The 18,840-nt window shown below is 53.1% G+C and carries 19 protein-coding genes; 3 read left to right on the forward strand and 16 right to left on the reverse strand.

Features of this window, described 5'->3' with window-relative positions; translation table 11 throughout:
- Positions 1 to 1,321: 1,321 nt before the first annotated feature.
- Complete coding sequence (locus JK213_RS14280; RefSeq protein WP_211571758.1) at positions 1,322 to 1,780, reverse strand: hypothetical protein; 459 nt, start codon at positions 1,778 to 1,780, stop codon at positions 1,322 to 1,324.
- A gap of 208 nt (positions 1,781 to 1,988) precedes the next feature.
- On the opposite strand from JK213_RS14280, the gene JK213_RS14285 reads away from it, so the two are divergent.
- On the forward strand, positions 1,989 to 2,327 hold the full coding sequence (locus JK213_RS14285) for a hypothetical protein (protein WP_211571759.1): 339 nt from the start codon (positions 1,989 to 1,991) through the stop codon (positions 2,325 to 2,327).
- 387 nt (positions 2,328 to 2,714) lie between these two features.
- Positions 2,715 to 3,287: a recombinase family protein gene (locus JK213_RS14290; protein ID WP_211571760.1), complete on the forward strand. Its 573-nt coding sequence runs from the start codon at positions 2,715 to 2,717 to the stop codon at positions 3,285 to 3,287.
- Here JK213_RS14290 and JK213_RS14295 read toward each other — a convergent pair.
- From JK213_RS14295 to JK213_RS14350, 12 genes are all read right to left on the reverse strand, one after another.
- Complete coding sequence (locus tag JK213_RS14295; RefSeq protein ID WP_211571761.1) at positions 3,284 to 4,198, reverse strand: DUF3991 domain-containing protein; 915 nt, start codon at positions 4,196 to 4,198, stop codon at positions 3,284 to 3,286. The two genes, JK213_RS14290 and JK213_RS14295, sit on opposite strands and share 4 nt — an antisense overlap.
- A 68-nt stretch (positions 4,199 to 4,266) precedes the next feature.
- Positions 4,267 to 5,115, reverse strand: coding sequence for a DNA/RNA non-specific endonuclease (locus tag JK213_RS14300; protein WP_249200661.1), 849 nt, complete (start codon positions 5,113 to 5,115; stop codon positions 4,267 to 4,269).
- Between the two features lie 714 nt (positions 5,116 to 5,829).
- The gene (locus JK213_RS14305) at positions 5,830 to 6,852 is read right to left on the reverse strand and encodes a TrbI/VirB10 family protein (RefSeq protein ID WP_211571763.1); all 1,023 of its coding nucleotides are present in this window, start codon (positions 6,850 to 6,852) and stop codon (positions 5,830 to 5,832) included.
- Positions 6,849 to 7,472 (reverse strand): hypothetical protein, encoded by a 624-nt coding sequence (locus JK213_RS14310; RefSeq protein ID WP_211571765.1) that lies wholly within the window; start codon positions 7,470 to 7,472, stop codon positions 6,849 to 6,851. The genes JK213_RS14305 and JK213_RS14310 overlap by 4 nt, the downstream gene beginning before the upstream one ends.
- A gap of 1 nt (position 7,473) precedes the next feature.
- A complete protein-coding gene (locus tag JK213_RS14315; protein ID WP_211571767.1) occupies positions 7,474 to 8,445 on the reverse strand; it encodes a TrbG/VirB9 family P-type conjugative transfer protein in 972 nt (323 codons plus the stop codon).
- Between the two features lies 1 nt (position 8,446).
- Positions 8,447 to 9,250: a hypothetical protein gene (locus JK213_RS14320; protein ID WP_249200663.1), complete on the reverse strand. Its 804-nt coding sequence runs from the start codon at positions 9,248 to 9,250 to the stop codon at positions 8,447 to 8,449.
- A 15-nt stretch (positions 9,251 to 9,265) separates the two neighbouring features.
- A complete protein-coding gene (locus JK213_RS14325) occupies positions 9,266 to 10,273 on the reverse strand; it encodes a hypothetical protein (protein WP_211571770.1) in 1,008 nt (335 codons plus the stop codon).
- 3 nt (positions 10,274 to 10,276) lie between these two features.
- Complete coding sequence (locus JK213_RS14330; RefSeq protein WP_211571771.1) at positions 10,277 to 10,726, reverse strand: hypothetical protein; 450 nt, start codon at positions 10,724 to 10,726, stop codon at positions 10,277 to 10,279.
- A gap of 6 nt (positions 10,727 to 10,732) precedes the next feature.
- The gene (locus tag JK213_RS14335) at positions 10,733 to 11,545 is read right to left on the reverse strand and encodes a hypothetical protein (protein ID WP_249200665.1); all 813 of its coding nucleotides are present in this window, start codon (positions 11,543 to 11,545) and stop codon (positions 10,733 to 10,735) included.
- Positions 11,542 to 14,088 carry a Type IV secretion gene (locus tag JK213_RS14340; protein ID WP_211571772.1) on the reverse strand — a complete coding sequence of 849 codons (2,547 nt, stop codon included), beginning with the start codon at positions 14,086 to 14,088 and terminating at the stop codon, positions 11,542 to 11,544. Before JK213_RS14340 ends, JK213_RS14335 begins: the two co-directional genes overlap by 4 nt.
- 9 nt (positions 14,089 to 14,097) lie before the next feature.
- Positions 14,098 to 14,454 (reverse strand): hypothetical protein, encoded by a 357-nt coding sequence (locus tag JK213_RS14345; RefSeq protein ID WP_211571773.1) that lies wholly within the window; start codon positions 14,452 to 14,454, stop codon positions 14,098 to 14,100.
- A gap of 3 nt (positions 14,455 to 14,457) precedes the next feature.
- Positions 14,458 to 14,757, reverse strand: a complete 300-nt coding sequence (locus JK213_RS14350; RefSeq protein ID WP_211571774.1) for a VirB3 family type IV secretion system protein — start codon at positions 14,755 to 14,757, stop codon at positions 14,458 to 14,460.
- 253 nt (positions 14,758 to 15,010) lie between these two features.
- Between JK213_RS14350 and JK213_RS14355 the strand changes: the two genes are divergently transcribed.
- The gene (locus JK213_RS14355) at positions 15,011 to 15,253 is read left to right on the forward strand and encodes a hypothetical protein (protein WP_211571776.1); all 243 of its coding nucleotides are present in this window, start codon (positions 15,011 to 15,013) and stop codon (positions 15,251 to 15,253) included.
- Positions 15,254 to 15,364: 111 nt separating this feature from the next.
- Here the strand turns inward: JK213_RS14355 and JK213_RS14360 are convergent, their stop codons facing one another.
- The 3 genes from JK213_RS14360 to JK213_RS14370 form a co-directional block, all read right to left on the reverse strand.
- Positions 15,365 to 15,829 carry a hypothetical protein gene (locus JK213_RS14360; protein WP_249200667.1) on the reverse strand — a complete coding sequence of 155 codons (465 nt, stop codon included), beginning with the start codon at positions 15,827 to 15,829 and terminating at the stop codon, positions 15,365 to 15,367.
- Between the two features lie 76 nt (positions 15,830 to 15,905).
- Entirely contained in the window at positions 15,906 to 16,973 is a 1,068-nt protein-coding gene (locus JK213_RS14365; RefSeq protein ID WP_211571779.1) for an ATPase, T2SS/T4P/T4SS family, read from the reverse strand.
- Positions 16,963 to 17,754: a hypothetical protein gene (locus JK213_RS14370; protein WP_211571781.1), complete on the reverse strand. Its 792-nt coding sequence runs from the start codon at positions 17,752 to 17,754 to the stop codon at positions 16,963 to 16,965. The genes JK213_RS14365 and JK213_RS14370 overlap by 11 nt, the downstream gene beginning before the upstream one ends.
- Positions 17,755 to 18,840 lie beyond the last annotated feature (1,086 nt).

Consider the following 18,840-nt stretch of genomic DNA (forward strand, 5'->3'; position numbering starts at 1 on the left):
CCCAAGTTGGGGGGCGAGCATTGGGGGTTGTCGTTCCGATCGTTACCCGGATGGGCGGAGACGGATGGCGCCAGGAGCGCAGCGGATGGCGCTATCTGGCTCCGGTGAGTTGGCCGGAAGACTGGCCGCGCGCGGCCTGGCTTGCGGCCTTACGAACTAGAGCGAGAACCAGGACAGCCCGCCAGGGCTGGCCTGCCCCGCATCCTCTTTCGCCCTACTTCAAAAATAAAGAAAGAAGGCAAGAGAGAAAGAAAGGAAGTCAAGCTATCTTGTCATAGAATTCGCAGAATCCGTTAGCTTTCATATACATGGAATAAGCAAGTTCTGTGATGCCAGCCCGGACATTTTGCCACCTGTCTTCCTGCTCAGGTCCAAATAAGTGGCGAAATGTAGCGTAAGCCACCAAGACCAGACTGCCTAAAGCAACAATGCAGCAGGCTTATACGATGATAATTTGTTTTGCGTTCATAGTTTTATTTATGAAAAATTCCGAGAACAGGGAAAGTCTTTTTTTTGCCCGTGGGGCGGTGTCCCGGTAGTCCACCTGGCGAAGCCAGGCGAAGCGGAGCGAAGCAGCTTTTGAACAGGCGGAAGGGCGACTTCAGGGTCTAGCCCAAGGGAGCCTGTTCAAAAGGTGTGGACCCACCGGGGCACCGGGTGCGGCTTGGGGCACACGGGAAAACTAGCCATCCAGAACATGCCGAGGTATGAGAAAAGTGCGGCCTCCTGTGCAACCTGCGGAGCCGACTGGGGCCGTTTTCGGCTTCCAATAGTGTGTAGGAGGGTAGCATGATCCACCATTGTTTGGTGATCGTTCTACTAAGTCCTACAGCAACACTTAGCGGCGTTAAGCGGATCTTCCGCAAAACGCAGAAGGTGCTTCAGGCGGTGGGGGCCGCACTGAAGTCACCCGCTGAATAAGCTGTAGGCTGAGGGGGAGAGATTGTCTTTTGCGAGGCGGTCTCTCTCCCTACACACATTATGGCTCCGCAGGTCGCACCTTTCAAGGTTTGTTTGCTGCCTTGCAGCATACAAACAATGAAAGGGATCTTCTGACCCGTTGGGAAATGGAAGATCGACCGCCTGGCTTTCCTTTAGGATCTGTCAGACGGCAAAAGGGGAGAATGGCTTGCCATTCTCCCCTTTCTTTTTCCTGCCCGTGGGGCGGTGTCCCGGTAGTCCACCTGGCGAAGCCAGGCGAAGCGGAGCGAAGCAGCTTTTGAACAGGCGGAAGGGCGACTTCAGGGTCTAGCCCAAGGGAGCCTGTTCAAAAGGTGTGGACCCACCGGGGCACCGGGTGCGGCTTGGGGCACACGGGGCTTTATCGTTCGCCCGCTGCCCATACAGCGGCCACACTGATTAGGAAAAATCCGAACAGCCACAAAACCGTGTTGCTGAACGTACTACCAATCTGACGGGCTGCTCTGATGTAATCAGGCTCCCCAAGGTGTGAGAGGTCAATCGGCAAGTCGTTCGGGTCATGGTATGTTGTCAGCCCCCACATCATAAGAATGGCAATGATGAAGACTGCAAAAGGGGGCCAGAAGATCTCGCCATCCGGGTCTGAGAAATCAGACCAGGAGAGATAAACCAAGGCTGCCGCAGCAACGGATGCGATGATCTTCGCACCAAAGACTATGCCGTTCCATGAATAGACCAGGTTCGCCGCAGGGGCATGGCCGGAAAACCAGACTAGCCATTCCCAGGATAGAACCAGGAGCGCGCATCCGATCAGATAAACCGGAAGCGCAATGCCTGACGTTTTGCAATTTGAGAACATGAATCCCTTCCCTTGTGGTGAGACAAAGACTGTAACACAGCCACGCCAAAAGTTAGGTCAAAAGTCTCTATTTTTGGCCCTACTTTTTGACCCAACAAACCTGAGTTTTCTTGCGGCTGATCTTTCATCGTTGTAGAGTATCAAAAGGGAGCCCTTTTGATACGGCTATTCGCAGATCGAATAAGCCAAAGCCTTTAAGGAAAATTGAATGGCTGACGTGAAAATGCTGCTTTTGACGGTGGCAAGCGTGCTTCTTCCGCAAGCCGCGCTTGCACAAGTGATACCGAACACCTGCCCCGGCAGGACACTCGCAGATATACCTGCATACAACATTCCTGCTGGCACCCTCATGGCGGGTCTCAAGCCAGGCGGGGGAGATACGGATGGGAACCCGACAAGCTACGAATACACGGACCAGAACGGGCACCATCTATTCCTCCCCGCCAACAAGATTCAGCTTATCAACTGCTCAATCGTCAAGCATCAGCGCGGAAGCGCGTTTGATGCGGGATATTCATTGCACCCTTTAGCGAGCGGTAAGGAGTAAGAAATGAATATAAACAATTTGGCGTGGCTCGTTTTCCTGACTGGCTGCTTGGAAACATTTGTCGCTATTTATTTAATATTGAACAGTTACGTTCGCAGATCTGCCAGCGGAATCAGAAGCGGTGGAATGACGCTGATCCTGGGAATAGGTTCGATAGCCACTTACTTCCTCATGCAAAATCCCGCTCCTTCTGATCCGTGGCCTAGTTTCGCTCAAGCCCATCATTGCGCGATCGTTGAGAAACGCGAGGGTCATAGCAATCAGGGTGTTGGAGTGGGCACCACGGGCCAGGTCGGCGTTTTCGTAGGCAACGAAACCCCTAATCAAACGGCCTATAAGTGCGATGACGGGGTAACGTACTGGCGGAATGATAATTGAGGCGCTGAAATGAAAATTGGCTACGCCCGAATAAGCCGTCCCGACAAGCAAGATCTGTCAATGCAGATTCAGGCATTAGAGAAGGAAGGTTGCGGGAAGATCTATCAGGACACCGGCAGCGCAAAAAATACTGCGCGCCCGCAATTACAGGATATGCTTCGCTATGCTCGTGAAGGCGATGAAATCTTGGTGTGGCGTCTCGATCGTTTGTCACGCAGTCTGACAGATCTCATATCACTCACAGACGATCTTGGAGCGCGAGGTATTAGCCTCCGTTCCCTAACGGAGCCCGTCTATCAGACAAGCGGCCCTATGGGCCGGGTTGTTCTCCAAATTATGGCAGTCCTGGCCGAATTTGAGCGCGCCACGATTATCGAACGTACAAAAGCTGGCCTGCGCGCCGCAAAAGAGCGTGGGGTACACGTTGGCCGTCCAAAATTACTGTCTGACGAACAAGCCACCCATATCATTCAGGAACTAAATGCAGGCCGTATGTCTCTCAATGAGGCTGCGGGCCTGTTCGGTGTTAGCCGATCTACCATCACACGGCTTCGGCGTAATCTTTCAAACGGAGCCACCTAGCCATTCATTAGCTGAGCGTTCCAGTCTGTAGCGGCTGGCCTGATCCGGACTGCCGGAACATCAGCCAGGTCAGCGATCATACAGGCGTATCTATCACCGGCAGCGTTGGCATCTGTGGCGGTGCCTATCTCCTGCACGCCACGAGATAAGCGCCGGATCTCCGACATAGTAAGCGGCCCCAAACCACCACCAGTTGAGACATACAGAGTATCAGAACGTGTGCACTCAATCGTTGCAATGCTCATGGCGTCAATAGCGGCTTCTGCTACGACAAGTCGCGTATAAGATCCGGCATTAGTCCAAGCAAAATGAAAGAGGGCTTTATCTCCACCCTTTGAAAAGGCTGAGGCCATTGTGGGACCGCGCATTTCCCACCCTGTTACGGAACGTCCCTCAGCGGTATGCGCTGCCCACATCGTGCCATAGGGGCCTTCTTTTATGTAAAGCCCCTCTGCCGCACGTCGCACAGTTTTAGCGGGAATAGCACGCTGCCCGGTAAGATAGCGCCAAGTCTGGGAGCCTGATGAAACTGCCGATCTACTATGCCACCTATCGGGCAAAATCCCTGCTGCGTCTCGAACAGCAGACGCACGAACGGCAAGAGGAAGTTGGGGAGAAAGACCAGCAAACGGACGTAGGATAACCCTCGCCTGACCAAAATTGGCACCAGGCTCAAGGTATTGGGCCAAGGTGAATACATCACCCTTTGTGCCCGTGTCCAAAGGAGCAAACCAGCCTTTGCCGTGGTTATTCACTATGACAATTTGGTGCCCTGCCGGACCACTCTTTCGGACATACTTCCAGACGTGGCGACTGCTTTCCTGCGGATACAATGTGAAGCCGTGCCTTTCCAGCAAGACACGGCAATCAACGTGGTCGCGCAGATATTCAATTTCGGCTCGATCATCCATAAGAAAATCATACCTGAAACAGCACGTTTAAGGAAGAAGAAAAGAACGAAAGAAGGAAAGAAAGGAAGTTATTTTTCCAGCTTGTCTTTCCATTCTTTGACCCATCCGCGGACTACTGATTTCACTGTCTTTTCGTCGTCATCGAGGTCGCCGTTTGGCGTATAGGGAGAGTGTTCTGGGCGTGGAAGGTCATACGCCTGGTCACGCGAGACAGCGGGCATATCCGGAAACGGATCAATGCCGATTTGTTTTGTCAGGGCTGCAATAGTTTCCGTGTAACAGGCAGGCCGTTTTTTCACGTTAGCGCAGACATACGCGCCGCCTCTATGCTGAGAGGGCACATATAGTGCCTTCCAAGTGTATTCAGGAACAAACACCTGGTCCGGCCCGATCGTCTCGATCGCCTCTCCAAAACCCGGCCCGGTAACAACCTCCACCGTGCCTTGCTGCAATGCGAGATCCCGTGTCGCCATTTCAATCCCGGTCCAGATACCGCGATTTAAGGCGGCGGTCTGCGGCACAATATTAGAAAGATAAAAAGTCTCAGACTGCGAGACATGATCCGGTTCATCATGGGAAGGCACCATGTGGCCTCGGTCGTAGCCAGATTGGTGATAATCGACCAACTCCGGTGCGCCATCCGAAAGCAAACGCGGATCTGCAAGGAAGATGCTAGAGCGCGTTATGGACATACCTTGTTGAACGTCTTGGGCAGTAAGGGTTTCTGACGCCCATAATGGCCCATGCGTAATAGATGAATACAGGACGCTATAGTGCTGGTTGCATAAGAAGGTGGTGCCCGTGGCTAGGCGACTGTTAATCAGATTTGGGGTCGGATCTGAATGGCAACCGGCCAAGGCCGGTTGAGTCATGACTACTAGGCTGGCTAACGCCAGCAAAGAGATCTGCAATTTCATTGATAGAGCCTCAAAAGCGAAAAGCCGCCCCGAAGGGCGGCTTCTGACTAGCTGGCTTTAGGAGCCAGCCGAATGGGCGAGTGAGAAGAAGGAGAAGCCTGCTGGATGACTGGTGCGGGCGATCCTGCGGCCGGAACAGTAGGAGTGATATAAACCTGCTGTTGCGGCGCTCCCCACCCGTACAAGTTCGCAGTCCTCACACGTCCAGGCGCAAGATCAAGCCGCACTTCATCAGCATGAGGGATCTGCAAGCGAGGATCTGTTTCGCTGCACGCGGAAAGTGCCAAGAAAACCGGGAGAGCCAAACAAAAATATCGCTTCATCGCGCGCCCCCCTGTGAGAGATAGGTGAGACCTGGCTGTGCCCAAGTATAGGCAATCGCCTTATGGTCAGGATCGACCAGCAAGCCGGTGCGAGATCCACCAATAAGCACGAGAGCCCTAGAGATTGTCGTGATCTCCGGCGTTAGAGCCAGCGGAGAAATAGGCTTGTCGGCAATCACCTGAGCCTCTGGTGGGCAGTTCGGGCATTCTGTTACCAAGTGATAGCCGGTTGGACGCAGGATATAACGTGCGGCATCTGCTACCGTCTTGGCACTGGTTGGATACTCTAGGCGAGTTACCATCGTCATACTGCTAACAGTCGGCAAAGGGGCAGCGGGCTTTTCAGCACATGCCGCCAGGCCGAGTGCAGAGAGAAGCCATAAGGCTCTTTTCATCGGCCTGCCCCCTGATACTGAACATTGGTCAGATTGAAATTATCTGTGGCTCGATATTCAGGCGCAAACTGTTCGTGATTGAAAAAAATCAGGAACGGGACACGGCCACCACGAACCGTAACGGTCGGGCGAAGGCTCATGTATTGCTGTAGGGTAGTCTGACCGCCCTGCTGCAAATACTGAGCCCCATTCTCTCCCACGGTGTTAAAAGTGTTCTGCTTCTGAGAGAGATTAGAGAGAACGGAAGGCAAGGACTCAACTGCGGCCAAGCCAACAACGGCTGCCAACATGGGCGCTATATGATAGTTTGTCTGGTCGCCAATGCCGTTAATGCCGTAGCGGTCCATCATCTCCTGGCCGGTGATGTGCATAGCGCCGCCATCCGGCTGCACAATGTATTGAGGAACAAAAACGGCTCGCTCACTGATGATCGAGTTCGTTCCTGAACCCGTTCCCACAATCTTGCCCGTTACTACAGATCCAGCCGGGAAAAGAACATGCTGCCGGTCGATCGAAAGAATAGGAAGCGTCAGCATTCCTTTGACCGAACCTGGATGGTCACTATTGGCAGTAATTTCCAGCGTTGCGCGTGCGATATAGCCAACGGGGATCTTGTACCGATCACCAATCTTTGCCGGGGTGAAGTCGTCAGAACCTTGGCTTGCCTGCTGTAGCTGCTGTTTCAGCCGTGCAGCCTTCCGGTGACGCTTAGCGGCTTGCGGATCTAGGTTATTCTCGTCCGCGTCTTCGTCGTCCTCGTCATCCTGCTGACGCGCCTGCGCCGCCTTAGCGGCTGCGGCGGGATCAGTTTTCAGGTCGTCATCTGTCAGTAGAGGCTGGCCGGTCTGTTCTTCCCACTGCCGATTGAGAGCCGCAATTCCCTCTTTCAAGCGTGCGCCATTTGAGAGCATCGCTGCGGGCAGAGGCCGTGAAGCAATCGCTCCGGTCGGAAATGACATTTGAGCAAAAGCCGGGAATGGCAGCATCATGGTAGCCGCCAAAAGAGCGATTTTCTTCATTGTGGGGCCTCCTCACGCTGCCTAAGTAGATCTGCTTGTCTGGCTCGAATCTTGTCGAGACGTTCACGCAAAAGCTGCTCACGCTGAGAAGCCTGAGCATCTTCGGGGTTGGGCTGCGGCGCTCTATAGCGGGCTACAGAACTAGACGCGGATGCGGCGGAACCCTTGTTATTCTGCTGGCCGTCATCCCAGGTCTGAGGCTGCCGCCACGTCTGCTTGATAAAACTTACGTCCGAAGGATCATCCGTCGGGGCAGCCTGCATGATGCCGGTGTTAGGAGCCTGCGAGCCCTTGCCTGTCTGCTGAACCGCCTGTGTTCGCTCCGCAGTCTCACGCCGCCGCTGCGCTGCATCCACTTGCTGCTGATAAGCACGGAGATCCATACCAGGGGCTTCTTGAGCAACGTTCGCGGCTTTCGGCTCGTCGTGGTGCCGTTTATTTGGCCCGTGGATGATAATGACTGCCACAAGCAAAAAGACGCCTGCACCGGAAACGGCCAGGATCTTCTTAATATGATTTGTTTCTTTAATCTTACCTTGAAAGGCAGTCAGCTTCGAGCCGCGATGAACGCGCGCCGTGTTGCCTTCCTGGTCAGGCTGGTTGGTCGTTTGCTCGCTCATGTCAGCCCTTCCGATCCACCTTGATTTTGTTGGTGCCAAGAGTGACGGTCAGCTTGTCGAACAAGCCAGGAATGACATAGACGCCCGTAAGATCGTCATAGTCGTATTGCAACGCAACTGACTGGCCCTCGTGTTTCCCATTGATAGCGGGCACACCAAATCCGGTGCGAGCCACGCGGACGTAGGTTGTCTGACCATCATCATAAACTGCTGTAATGAGGTTATGATCGGGCCAATCATAATTGGTATGCAATGCCATCTGGAATTGCTTGATGCGATCCTCGGCCTGCTGCATGACCTGTGCTTTCATGCTGTCGAAACGCTGCTGATATGCTGCTTCTTCCTGGGCGTGCCTCTGATCTTCTGCACGGCGTGCGGCTGCCGCCTGAGCCACCTGCCTGCGCCGCATGTCTGCTGCGGCCTGACGTGCTTCGACAAGCTGCTCAGGGGTCAGAGATCCAGCGTTAGGAGCAAGGAACGGATACGGGATGACCAGGTAGCAAGATGACGTTGGGGTCTGCACGCTTTTAACCGTGAAGTCGAAACGCCTGCCGTCCTGCATCGCTACTGTGAGCCCAACCGTGTCTGCAAGGCTAGTGGACTGCATTGGGCGAACCCAGAGATCGTTGCCGTGGTGATCTTCGGTCCACGCAGAAGTGGCAACGTGTGCCCAGGCAATCGGAAGCGGGAAAACCAGATGCGCGGAAACATTCACGGATGCGTTAAATTCGCGGGTGACGCCTTGCGGCATCATCAGCGGTACACAGTTTTTAACCGCTGCCATCGCCGGAATAGCATTGCTCGGCTGTTGTGAAACAGACGGCGCAGGCGTCGAAGACGGCATGGCAGGAGCCGGATTAGTCGCTGACGGAACATAAGGGTTTGTAACTGTCGGATTGATGCGCGGTGACTGAGCGTGAGCAGTTCCAACGGTGGCCGTAAGCGCTGCGAGGATTAGAGCGGTATTCTTCATATTAGTGTTCCTGATTCAGCGCCGTGACCATGTGATATGCGAGGATCTGCACACCTGGTCCGTTCTCTTGCAGTTGCTTCCAGTCATGTTGCAGGTTCGCCAGGGGAACCAGTTTCCACGTCAATTTGACGATCTTCTGTACATCCTTCTGGGAGCCATCCAGCCAGTGCTGTGTGACGTACACGGTCGAATCAACAATGATCGAATTACGGTTGGATGCGTCCGGATCAACCATCGTACTGTGCTCGATAGCTTTCACCTCAATGGTATATTCGCCGCCGTTACCAGATGCTTCAAAATCGGTGGCTTCCTGGGCAGCATGATCGCTATCCATAAACTCCCGCTGTAGCTGCGGAGACATAAACATCGCGGACAAGCCGTAATCAGCAACGATCGTTGAACGAATATGCCGGTAACGATGCTCAACGAATTTGATAAGAGCGGAATTAATGAACGGCTCAAAGAAGCGATTGGCATTACCGCCATCACTCCAAAGCTGTGCATCGCTTCTGCCGTCCGGTGTCACTTTGACCCATGCAATTCGCACATCGTTTGCGTAGCGGTCGTCTGCACGCCGCCAGCCCAGAGTAGTGACGATCATTGCGACGGTCAGGCCGCCAGCACAAAGACGCCAGAAATTTAACTCTGTCCGTAGCTGTGCCACCTCGCGCTGACTGCGTTTGCCAGTGATCGTTGCAAGACTATCGTGTGTTGGCTGGTCGATAACGCTGCCATCTGGCGGAACATTAATTGGGCGGGCGCTTGCGCTAGCCCGTGCAAACTTCTTTGAAATTCTATCCAACATGGTGAGCCTCATGCGTTATAGGAAAATGCTAAGCGCCGCTGTTCCTGCGGCCTTAGCGCCATTCGCGATCATCTTCGTGGCGTCGAGATTGGCCGATCCGGTCAACATCGAGGTGAGGACGCCAGAGAAGAAAAGGAGCGCGAGTGCGACGATCGACATAGCTCCAAGCATGATAAATGCGAGAGTATTGTCACTATCGAGTGCAATGATTGATCCGCCAGGCGTTGCGCCAAGGCTGTAGCCAAATGCAGACGACAAAACGATGCAGATAACGACAAGGCAGATCCGGGAAATAAACCCGAAGAAAGCTGCCCAAAAGAGCATCCGAAGCCAGCCGTTAAAAATGAATGATAATGAATCATGAAACAGAAACATGAAACATACCGGGCCGGTCAAAACGGCAACGCCACCCACTAGAGTAGGCCACATGCAGCAAAACAGTGCTGCTCCGGAAAGAATGACCTGAAAGACCAGTAGCATCAGATTGCAAACTGCACTGGTGATACCAATGCTAAAAATGCTCGCATCCTGAAACTGGAAATTGGCCCAGACTTTCATGATGTAGCTGGCAGGCTCCATGAGGCCATCGCCGCCCATAGCCTGCTTCTGAACGAGAAGGCCAAGATACTGTCCGGCGTCAACAATCGTCCAAGTCCATCCGCCATAAGTCGAAAAAAGCACCTGGACGATGATGCCTAGAATGAGCGTGCTGATAATGTCAGCGTAAGGCGCGTTTAGAACGGCTGTTTTAGCTACATTTTCGACTAGCTTTATCATCCATGCGCCAAGAAGAAGCGCATAACACCAGGCCGTGTATGTGCTTGAACTGGTGATATTGTACGATGATCCTAAGATGGCGTTGATTCTGGACTCAATGCCATTAATAGCCGTGAGCATGGCCGTTGAAAAATAGCCTGGGGTGCTAAGCTGATCGGCAGTCACGCTCGCATGGGCATGGCCCGCAAACCCGATACTGGCAAAGGCCACTGCCATGACAATCCACGCGAAACGCTGTGCCTTCATGTGTCACTGACCTCTTGCGGTTTGATTGAAACGGGACGGCATACCGCCCTTTGCGTTGATAAGCTGGCGGATATAATTGATGTCGGCCTGCACCATTTCGTAAGAAATTTCACCGACTTCCGGCTTAAACGATCCGACCATTCGGACCCGACCATAAAGCCCGTTTAGCTTCTCGATCTGGCTATTCAGTTCGTTTACGGACATGCCGCCGTAGTGACGCTCGACATAGGGCATGGTGCCTGGCACCACACCTTGGCTGATGTAGCGGTTCCGGACATTCTCACGGCACCGAAGGCGCGGCATGATGCCCATGCCACGACACTGGCTGCTTTCTGCCTGCTGGATCTGCCGCTCCTGGGACTGCCAAGCTGCGTCAATAAAAGGGACACCCTGAGCGAAAGCGTGCCCTGTGGTCAAAAGGGCAATAGAGAGGGAAAGAGCAATCTTCTTCATGGATCTTTAGTCTCCTGATTCCTCGAAAGCCTGCACTTTCTGCAAGTGTTTCAGGTTCTTGTCAGCAATCGCGTTTTCGGTCTCAAGGCGTTCCAGTTTCTCTTGCACCTGATTGTCTGCGATGACCTGCTGCAACCGAATGTTCATGTCGTTCTGGTGCATCTGTGTGCTGGATTGCGCCACCAGGAGTTCGGCTGCCTGCCCAGCATCATCGTCTCCGAGTTCGCTTGATGCATCGTCCTGGTCCTGCATCATCTGGGCTGTGCTTGACCGTTCCTGGTTCACGGCAGCAATCGCGTTGTTATACTGCATGAACTGGTCGGTATCGCGGTTGGCCCGATCATAGCCGGTGCTTGACGGGCTGCTTGATGAAGAACCCATAAGCTGGCCGACCTGGCTTTGCGCGCTGGTTCCCCTTGTCGGCAAAAAATAGGAATCCGACAAAACTTCACGCGCCTGCGTCACATATCCTCCCGAGTACGGGTCAAGCGCATTATAGGCGTTATTCAGCCCCATAATCGCCTGATCGGCGGTAATATGACCATCCAGATTTACGCCCGTAAGAGCCTGCAAAAGTCCCAGACCTTTAGCGTTCTTTACCTGCTGAACGAACTGCTCGCCCTGCATGTAATACTGCTCGCCCTGCATGTAATACTGCTGGCCCTGCTGGATGTACTGTTTGGCAGACTCAAGATAGCCAAGATCGGTACTGACTTCCGTTTTGGGGTCAGTGACAATCACCTGAGCATGAGCCCGGTTAGCAAATACAAACGACAAAGATGCACATGCGACAAACAGTGCAATGCGACGGCTAATCATGCTGCCTTCTCCCCTGTTCCAAGTTTGCCCCGTTTGTGTCGCTCCACGGCTGCACGGAGCCCTTCGGCGGGACCATATTCACGCATCAGGCGGTCACGGTCAGCCGCTTCGCGTGGGTGAGACGTATTAATGACGTACTGCTCGGGCTCAACGCTCAGCCGGACTTTCTTAGCGATGCCGAGATCTGGCTGAACAATCACGGCTTCCTCGCGTGGCGTGAGGGTCCGGATCATTTGGGTTACGCCTGGCGTAATCTTAAAAGTGGACTGATACAGAGCGTCGTCCATCCGAGGATCTGCCATAAAGATGAACTGCGTGGCTGCACCTCGCAGAACGTTCCAGTCCGGCAGGTTTGCAAAGTCATCGGCTCCCTGCGTCCACATGGTGATGCCCGCCATGTGCTTACGCCAGGTCCGTGCCTTTGTCGTAATGCGCTCGGCAAAGCCTGGGACAGACAAAGGCAGATGGGCTTCGTCAACGTCCAACTGCTTCGGAAGCATCCGCATGGCAGGATCTTCAAACAGCATTGTCACGCGGTAAAAAAGATCCAGAAGAACCGGCTTGATGATCTTTGGCGTTTCCTTGAACTTGTTCAGGTTAATAACGCCGATCTTCTTGCTGCTGTCTCCCATGCCATCCTGGCGAGCATTGAAAATGCCGTCATAGACACCGCCAGTCATCCAGCGGCCAAACTTGTATTTTAGGCTTTCTGGAAGATGCGCCAGCATGTGACGGAAAGTGCGAAGGTTCGGATCAGTGATTTCAAGCGTGGCAATGATAGCCTCGTCCAAAGTTTGCTGCTCGCGCCCCGTCAAAATGCGGGTCTCGTCATTATCGTTCACGTCTAAGAGTAGGCGGCACAGGTCAATGATATGACTGGTGAAGGCTGTGCTGCCATCCCCTGCAAACGACACAAACGGATCAATCCCGCGTGGATGGCCGGAAGCATCGTCTTCGCCAAGCCGTATGATACCGCCATCGTTGCCAAAAGCGTGCGCTAGTGGCTCGGTGCCTGCATCAATGTCCAAGGACCGGACAAACCCCCCATATTTCAGGAAGTGGCTTGTAATCGTATTCTTGAAGAAGGTCTTACCGGAGCCGGTAGGACCGATTGCGAAGGTAAATGCCTTCCCGCCCGCGTATGACGAATAATAGTATGGATTTCCGTCCACGGTCTCAAAAATATATTGGGCTTCTTCGTTCCCCAAGTCTTCCACTTCGGGCGTTCCGATAGCAGGCGCGGCATACAGTGAAACGGCTCCAAACCGGGACTCTGTGCCAACAGAGGTACGGTCAGACGTGCGATAGCCACCGATCTGCAACGTCTTAAAAGCATTTGGCAGTCCGTTCTTTTCCCACACCAAACGGGCTTGGGTGGCTTCCATTGCCGTGGTCATTTTTTCTGCATCCGCAATCACCTGGTCAGGGTGATCGCCAAAGATGACTATTTGGCCGGAAATGGTACCAAAGCGTTCGTCTAGGCTGGATGCCTTTTCAAGCGCCTCCTGCTGGACCTTGATTTCATAGGTCTCAGTAGCTTGCCGCTCTGCTTCACTCGTCGGCTGGCCCTTGAATAGTGAACGAACATCAATCTGCTGACGGCTCAGACTATTCTTGGCGTTTTGGAAAAGAAGGTACCTTTTGATCGGACTGAGCGGCGAGAAATTAATATTGATAATGTAGTTACCGCTCTGGGCAATCGGGGAATGATCTTTCCCACGGGTCCACATTCCGATCGGATTTTCAGGAGTTTTTACTAACCCCATACTAACGCAGTAGTTAGGCGCGAGCCCATGCAGCATGAGCATTTCAGCGCCATGATAATCAACGGTGGTAACATCACCATCAAGCAAAACTGCGTCTAGGTCGTCTTCTGGGACAGGAATGTAATTCCCAAACCGCAGATAGCGAGTGTTCATGGTTCCAAGAAACTTGGCGAATGTCCAAAGCTGATCGACTGGCATCCGGCGTGCAGAACCCATCGCCATAGCCCACTTCTTTCGAGCATCTTCACAAGCCCGCTCTAGTTCTCGCAGGCGCTTGTTGATCTCTCTTTCGCGCAAAAGGATCTGACCGATAGCAGAAAAACGCTGTTTTACCTGCTCGCGGGCGTCACTATCGAACAAGGCAAATGGGCCTTGCCGAATGAGAGAAGAAATTAAGCCGCTCTTGGTTGCTTCCGGATCTTCCAAGACCAAGACATGGACCAAGCGAGACTGTGCAAGCCCCTTCTCGTTGAGTGCTTCCTGACGCGCGTGCGATAGTTCGTTACTCACAGGACTGTCTGGGCGTGCCCGTAAGGACACGCCACAGTTCTGTGCATGAACGTAATACTGCTGAACTGTCATGTTCGTTGGCACGGTCGAATAAATGCTGGCCGCGATAACAGACATGCGCCTGAGATCTTCTGGAAGCAGGCTGTCAGGGTCGATCCCAGGCAATTCGATGGCAGCAATCAAGCTACCATTTGCATCGAGAATGGCATTACCAACGGGACAAATAAGGGGGCATAAATCCCCCGCTAAGACAGTGCTAACGCTCATGCAGAACCCTCAGTAAGTAAAGTAGGCGAAGATTGAAGTCAGATTGAAGATGAAGATCGTTGCTGCAATGCCGCGAACGGCAATGCTGAGCGCGCCGGATTTCGGAGCAAAAGCCCACATGACAGCAGCGAGAACGAACGCAGCCAGACAGGCCAGTTCACCCAGGGTCGTGGACATGAAGTTACCCAGATCCTGCAAGGTGGACGCGACATTCGCGAGAATACCGGTACCCTTTTGCTGAATGGTGTAACCAGGAGCCGCGTTAGCCTGCGAAACACTCAAAAGAGCGCCACCGATCGCAACGGCTCCACCCCGCAGGGTCGTAAGCATCGTGGAACGGCGCGCGGTCGAAACCTCGTAAGTCATTTATCACTCCGTGATGATTTTGATTTTGCGTCGTGGCTTTTTGCCTCCGACACCGCGCGTAAAGCGCATTTGAAGGCGGCGCTTGATTACGAACAGGGCGTTTGGATCGTCCTTATATATTTCGTAAAAAACGAACAGGGATGCGAACGCGATAAAACCGCCGATCCATACCCGAGAAATCGCTGCCAGCATTAAGCCAAACCCCACACATCCAGCGAACAATGACATCGGAATCCCGATGACACGTTTGCCCGTGTGAAGTGGCCGTATGTCCTTGACTCTTTCTTCAAAGTCGATGTTCACAGCATCCTCCTTCGCTCAATTTTTACCATATTCTAAATGCAATAAAAACTGTTTTCATGCACAATTTAGGTGTTAAAAAATATGCGCTAGCGACGTCTGAATTAAACGGCAATATCCGATACTTTTTATTCCTTTCTTCCAGACGATTGTTGGCGTAGGGTTCATCGGATTGTGTCCATCACGACGATGCAGCAGTTATAAACTGCGCTGTCCGTAACCCGGTACGGTAAACCAGAAGAACGATGCGGAGCCCATGAGCAAACGCCTTACATTCCTAATTTCCGGGGATCTCGAACAAGATCTAGATTTGGTGATCGGCAAGATCAAAAAGCACGGTGTGTCGATCACCCAAGCGGATATTGTGAGGCTCGGTCTTTCAACAGTCATTCGGGTTCTAAACCCGACCCTGGATAAAAAATCCAAGCAGAGGATTTATACCCAGTCAGATATTGAGGAACTGATGAAGCCCTACATCGAGAACGCAACCAAGGACTAAAGACAAAAAAAAGGGGGTAAACCATTACTGGTTAAGCCCCCTTTTGATTCTAGCCTGCAAAGCAGAAGTATCCAAAGGATACCTAGAACGGCAAAAGCCGATCTCCATAGATTAGACGTGTTGCAAAGACTGCAAACGTCTAGCCGCATCTCGAATACGCCCACACAAAACTGACTGCCGAGCAATCAACTCTGTGCCTGAAAGATTGTTTTGGGCATCTTCAAGATCACGATGCGCTCCGGCATAGTCGGAAGCAGCATTTCGATAATTGGCAATGTCATTGAGGTAAGCCCCAAAAGACCGCCGCATATCGAAGCGAACAGGGTCGATTTGAAACGATGCATTGTCGTCATCCTGCATCAAACGATCCGCAATGGATTGTTCAAGAACAGCAATTCGGTGCAATTCCAGCCGAAGCTGAGCATCGTCTAAAAGCAACGCTAGACGCTGTGAGCCGTAAATACCCTCTTTCAGTTTGAGACGGCGATCGTCCTCAAGGAGAGCGTCCGCCATCTGATCGCGTAGATCCGTAAATGCGTTCACTGGAACACCTCTTTCCGATTTCAAAAAATCCATCGGCGTTGTGTTCCAGATGGAACGACAATCGCCGTTCCATATGGAGAAGATAACTCAAACGAGTCGTGAGATGCAACTAATGGATGCTTTCAAGATGACTTAAATATGCTGTGATTGCCGCTTCGTCATACACACATCCTGTCTTGATTCGATGCCTCATGAGCATGTGTGGTTTTTTATCGGGATCAATCCACATGATCTCTTTGACACGGCGCACTACTCGGTAGGTATCATCGTCCAACCGCTCCACGTCTTTTGCCAGATAGATAGACATATCCAGGTTGCTCCGGATCAAGTCGCTAACGGAGTGCCGATCAACATTAAGCGCCTGCCTGGCGAACAGTGTTATGAGCCGATCAAGCGTGTCCAGCGCGCCGGAAGTATGCAAGGTGCCAAGGCAGCCGCCGTGTCCTGTCGCCATAGCATCCAAAAAGGCTGCAACCGCTGCCGGGGTCCGAAACTCGCCACATACCAGCCGATCAATCCGCTTACGCAAAACTTCCTCAATCAAGGAAACCATTGTGATAGCCTGGTCATCTGCAAGCGCCCGTCTCCGGCGAGGTGCTTCCATCTCCACCTTTCTCTTTCGCCCTGGTGCAAGGTTTTCGGTCGTATCTTCCACAATGCCAAGGCGCTCGATGGCATCAATCAGAAAGATAAGGGCTCGCAGAAAGCTAGTCTTTCCTGAACCCGTGCCCCCGGTAGTCACCATATTCAACTTGGCCTTTAGACCAGCGATAATCAAATCAGCCGCCCGCCGCTCTAACGATCCACCTGCAATAAGGTCGTCAATAGTGCGATGAACCGCAGGAAATGGCCGTATCGACATGCAGGCGCCATGCACCGACACAGGCGGCAGCGTGGCATTTACACGCGCGCCATTCGGTAAGCGGGCATCGAGCAGGGGATTTTGCCGGTTTACTTCCTGACCGACTGAATTAGCAATTTGCTGGATGAACCGCGTTAATTCTGCTTCATTCGGCCACGCGGCATCCGTATCAACCAAAATTCCATCGCGTTCGACATAGATATTATCAAACCGATCTATGCAAATTTCAGTAACGGTTTTGTCTTCAAGAAGTTTTGCTATCGGCCCCCCATAATGGATAAGGAGTTCGTTAGTCTCATGATTTCTATTCTTCACTTGGTTTTTCTCCCCATAAACTCTCCGCGTCGATCAAGGTGGCGAGTTTTTTATCTGCAACCGCGAATTTCATTTCATCGGTAAAAGGTGGCAGGCCGTCGCAAAGACGACCAACTACCCACTCGCTCTCAACACCTGGAGATGCTTGAAAACGGACGTAACCGGGCATCTTGGGTGGAAGATATGGACATTTTCCGGTGCGCTTTATTCGCCCCCACTCTTGGGCGGTGAAATATCGCAATTCGGCAACCTGCTCGCGCACTCCTTTGAAGCCTGGCAGGTGATGGAACCGGGTTATGACAAAGCGAATGGCGGAATCATGCTTTCGATGACGAATGGCGACGCGGATTTCTTCCTTCCACGCCTCCATGCGAGATCTTGTCATTCGCCACGTCCAGCGGGGCGCAGACGCAAAGCCTGGAAGCCGGACTATCTCAAATTCGTTGGCCCACAGGACACGAGAATGCGCGTCTGTAACCTCTCGCAATCCATGCTCCCGCTCGCGTGCCAAAGTTTCGCCGTCCGTTAGAAGGAGCCACCAAAAAAAGTGCGGGGAGCGATGGGCCGGGTGGGCAAATAACCTGGCACTCGCCTGCCCTGCTTTCTTGGCTCGGTAACGCTGCATCGTTGTGCGATTGGTGGAGTACAGATCCGCAAATTTGGCCTCAAGACCAGGGAAGCGATCAGCGCGAACAATCCCGCCAACATGCCACCGATAACCCCGCGATACAGCGGTAAGCATGTCCTGCATGGTCGAAGTTTTGTGAACGTAGATTAGCATGAGGCTCCGAATTAAGCGGTAACGGCGTCACCGTATAAAGCGTATGGGAGCCATATACCGGGCGCAGGGCATAAGAGAAGCGGTCGAAAACGTTCGATAACCGTCGATTTCGTTCGGATTCCGTCGAATACCGTCGAAAACGTTCGATTTCCGTCGAAAAGGATCGAAAAAACGTTTCATGCTTGATTTCGTACAGGAAAAATGGACCGCAGACCAGCGAAAATCGCTGGTCTGCGGAAGTTTGTATATTTCATATAAAATAAGCGGAATCTTCGCGGCAAGCCGCGAAGATATTTAATAAATAGAAGTTCCTATGTTCTGGCGTGACAATGCCGGAACATCGTGCGAAAAAAAGCGTGCAGACCTCCATCTGCTCGCTGATGTGACGACAGTGAGACGGGACCGGCCAGCCAAGCCGCATCACGTCCACTCCCCAAAGGGGCGGAACTCCGAGAAGAAGGAAGCCAGCCGCAAAACGGCGTCAGCCGGTGCGCGCAGCGACGTGCGAGACGGACACCCAAGCGTTAGCCAGGGTGCCGCCAAGCACCAGCCGCAAACACCAGATGCCGGGCGAAAGAGAGGAAGGGAGCCGCTGCCAACGGCCACTATCCGAAAGGGTGGTGCCGCCAGCACAACCCGTCTTCTCGTCCGCGTGGGGCTGCGGCCTGACACGTTCCTGACAACCGTAAGGCTGGCAGGAACGCCAGTCAGCCACAGCAAGTGTTGCGGGTCCGCGCCTGGACCGCACGACTGGATAACCAGTCCGTGCGTCACCAGCGCCGGACCTAATCACAACCACATGGAGCCGAAGATGAATCTGACACGACACGCTATCCGCTTGCGGCTGGCGCTGATCGCCAGTCGGACACTCATTTTCGACCGGGGTAGGAACCCGGATCGAGTGCAAACAGGGCCACCAGGCCGATCGCTTAGCGGTCGTTCCAGGTGCCCGCCAGGCACTCGGTTCGACTGTTTTTTCCCCTAATCCAAGGACGCCATGCCAAGGCTTTCCTCCCATCGAAACCGCTCCCGAAAGGAGAGGACTGCGGTTTCTCTGACCTCTTGATCTCACTTGCCATTAGCCGA

It is taken from the genome of Gluconobacter sp. Dm-44 (genome assembly GCF_018256175.1).
GTDB lineage: Bacteria > Pseudomonadota > Alphaproteobacteria > Acetobacterales > Acetobacteraceae > Gluconobacter > Gluconobacter cadivus.

Excerpts from the sequence above, each read along its gene's own strand:
- JK213_RS14335 (WP_249200665.1), bottom strand. The coding sequence starts at position 11,545 with ATGATTAGCCGTCGCATTGCACTGTTTGTCGCATGTGCATCTTTGTCG.
- JK213_RS14320 (WP_249200663.1), bottom strand. The coding sequence starts at position 9,250 with ATGTTGGATAGAATTTCAAAGAAGTTTGCACGGGCTAGCGCAAGCGCC.
- JK213_RS14355 (WP_211571776.1), top strand. The coding sequence starts at position 15,011 with ATGAGCAAACGCCTTACATTCCTAATTTCCGGGGATCTCGAACAAGAT.
- JK213_RS14345 (WP_211571773.1), bottom strand. The coding sequence starts at position 14,454 with ATGACTTACGAGGTTTCGACCGCGCGCCGTTCCACGATGCTTACGACC.
- JK213_RS14285 (WP_211571759.1), top strand. The coding sequence starts at position 1,989 with ATGGCTGACGTGAAAATGCTGCTTTTGACGGTGGCAAGCGTGCTTCTT.
- JK213_RS14290 (WP_211571760.1), top strand. The coding sequence starts at position 2,715 with ATGAAAATTGGCTACGCCCGAATAAGCCGTCCCGACAAGCAAGATCTG.
- JK213_RS14330 (WP_211571771.1), bottom strand. The coding sequence starts at position 10,726 with ATGAAGAAGATTGCTCTTTCCCTCTCTATTGCCCTTTTGACCACAGGG.
- JK213_RS14360 (WP_249200667.1), bottom strand. The coding sequence starts at position 15,829 with ATGGATTTTTTGAAATCGGAAAGAGGTGTTCCAGTGAACGCATTTACG.
- JK213_RS14315 (WP_211571767.1), bottom strand. The coding sequence starts at position 8,445 with ATGAAGAATACCGCTCTAATCCTCGCAGCGCTTACGGCCACCGTTGGA.
- JK213_RS14280 (WP_211571758.1), bottom strand. The coding sequence starts at position 1,780 with ATGTTCTCAAATTGCAAAACGTCAGGCATTGCGCTTCCGGTTTATCTG.
- JK213_RS14310 (WP_211571765.1), bottom strand. The coding sequence starts at position 7,472 with ATGAGCGAGCAAACGACCAACCAGCCTGACCAGGAAGGCAACACGGCG.
- JK213_RS14370 (WP_211571781.1), bottom strand. The coding sequence starts at position 17,754 with ATGCTAATCTACGTTCACAAAACTTCGACCATGCAGGACATGCTTACC.
- JK213_RS14325 (WP_211571770.1), bottom strand. The coding sequence starts at position 10,273 with ATGAAGGCACAGCGTTTCGCGTGGATTGTCATGGCAGTGGCCTTTGCC.
- JK213_RS14295 (WP_211571761.1), bottom strand. The coding sequence starts at position 4,198 with ATGGATGATCGAGCCGAAATTGAATATCTGCGCGACCACGTTGATTGC.
- JK213_RS14300 (WP_249200661.1), bottom strand. The coding sequence starts at position 5,115 with ATGAAATTGCAGATCTCTTTGCTGGCGTTAGCCAGCCTAGTAGTCATG.
- JK213_RS14340 (WP_211571772.1), bottom strand. The coding sequence starts at position 14,088 with ATGAGCGTTAGCACTGTCTTAGCGGGGGATTTATGCCCCCTTATTTGT.
- JK213_RS14305 (WP_211571763.1), bottom strand. The coding sequence starts at position 6,852 with ATGAAGAAAATCGCTCTTTTGGCGGCTACCATGATGCTGCCATTCCCG.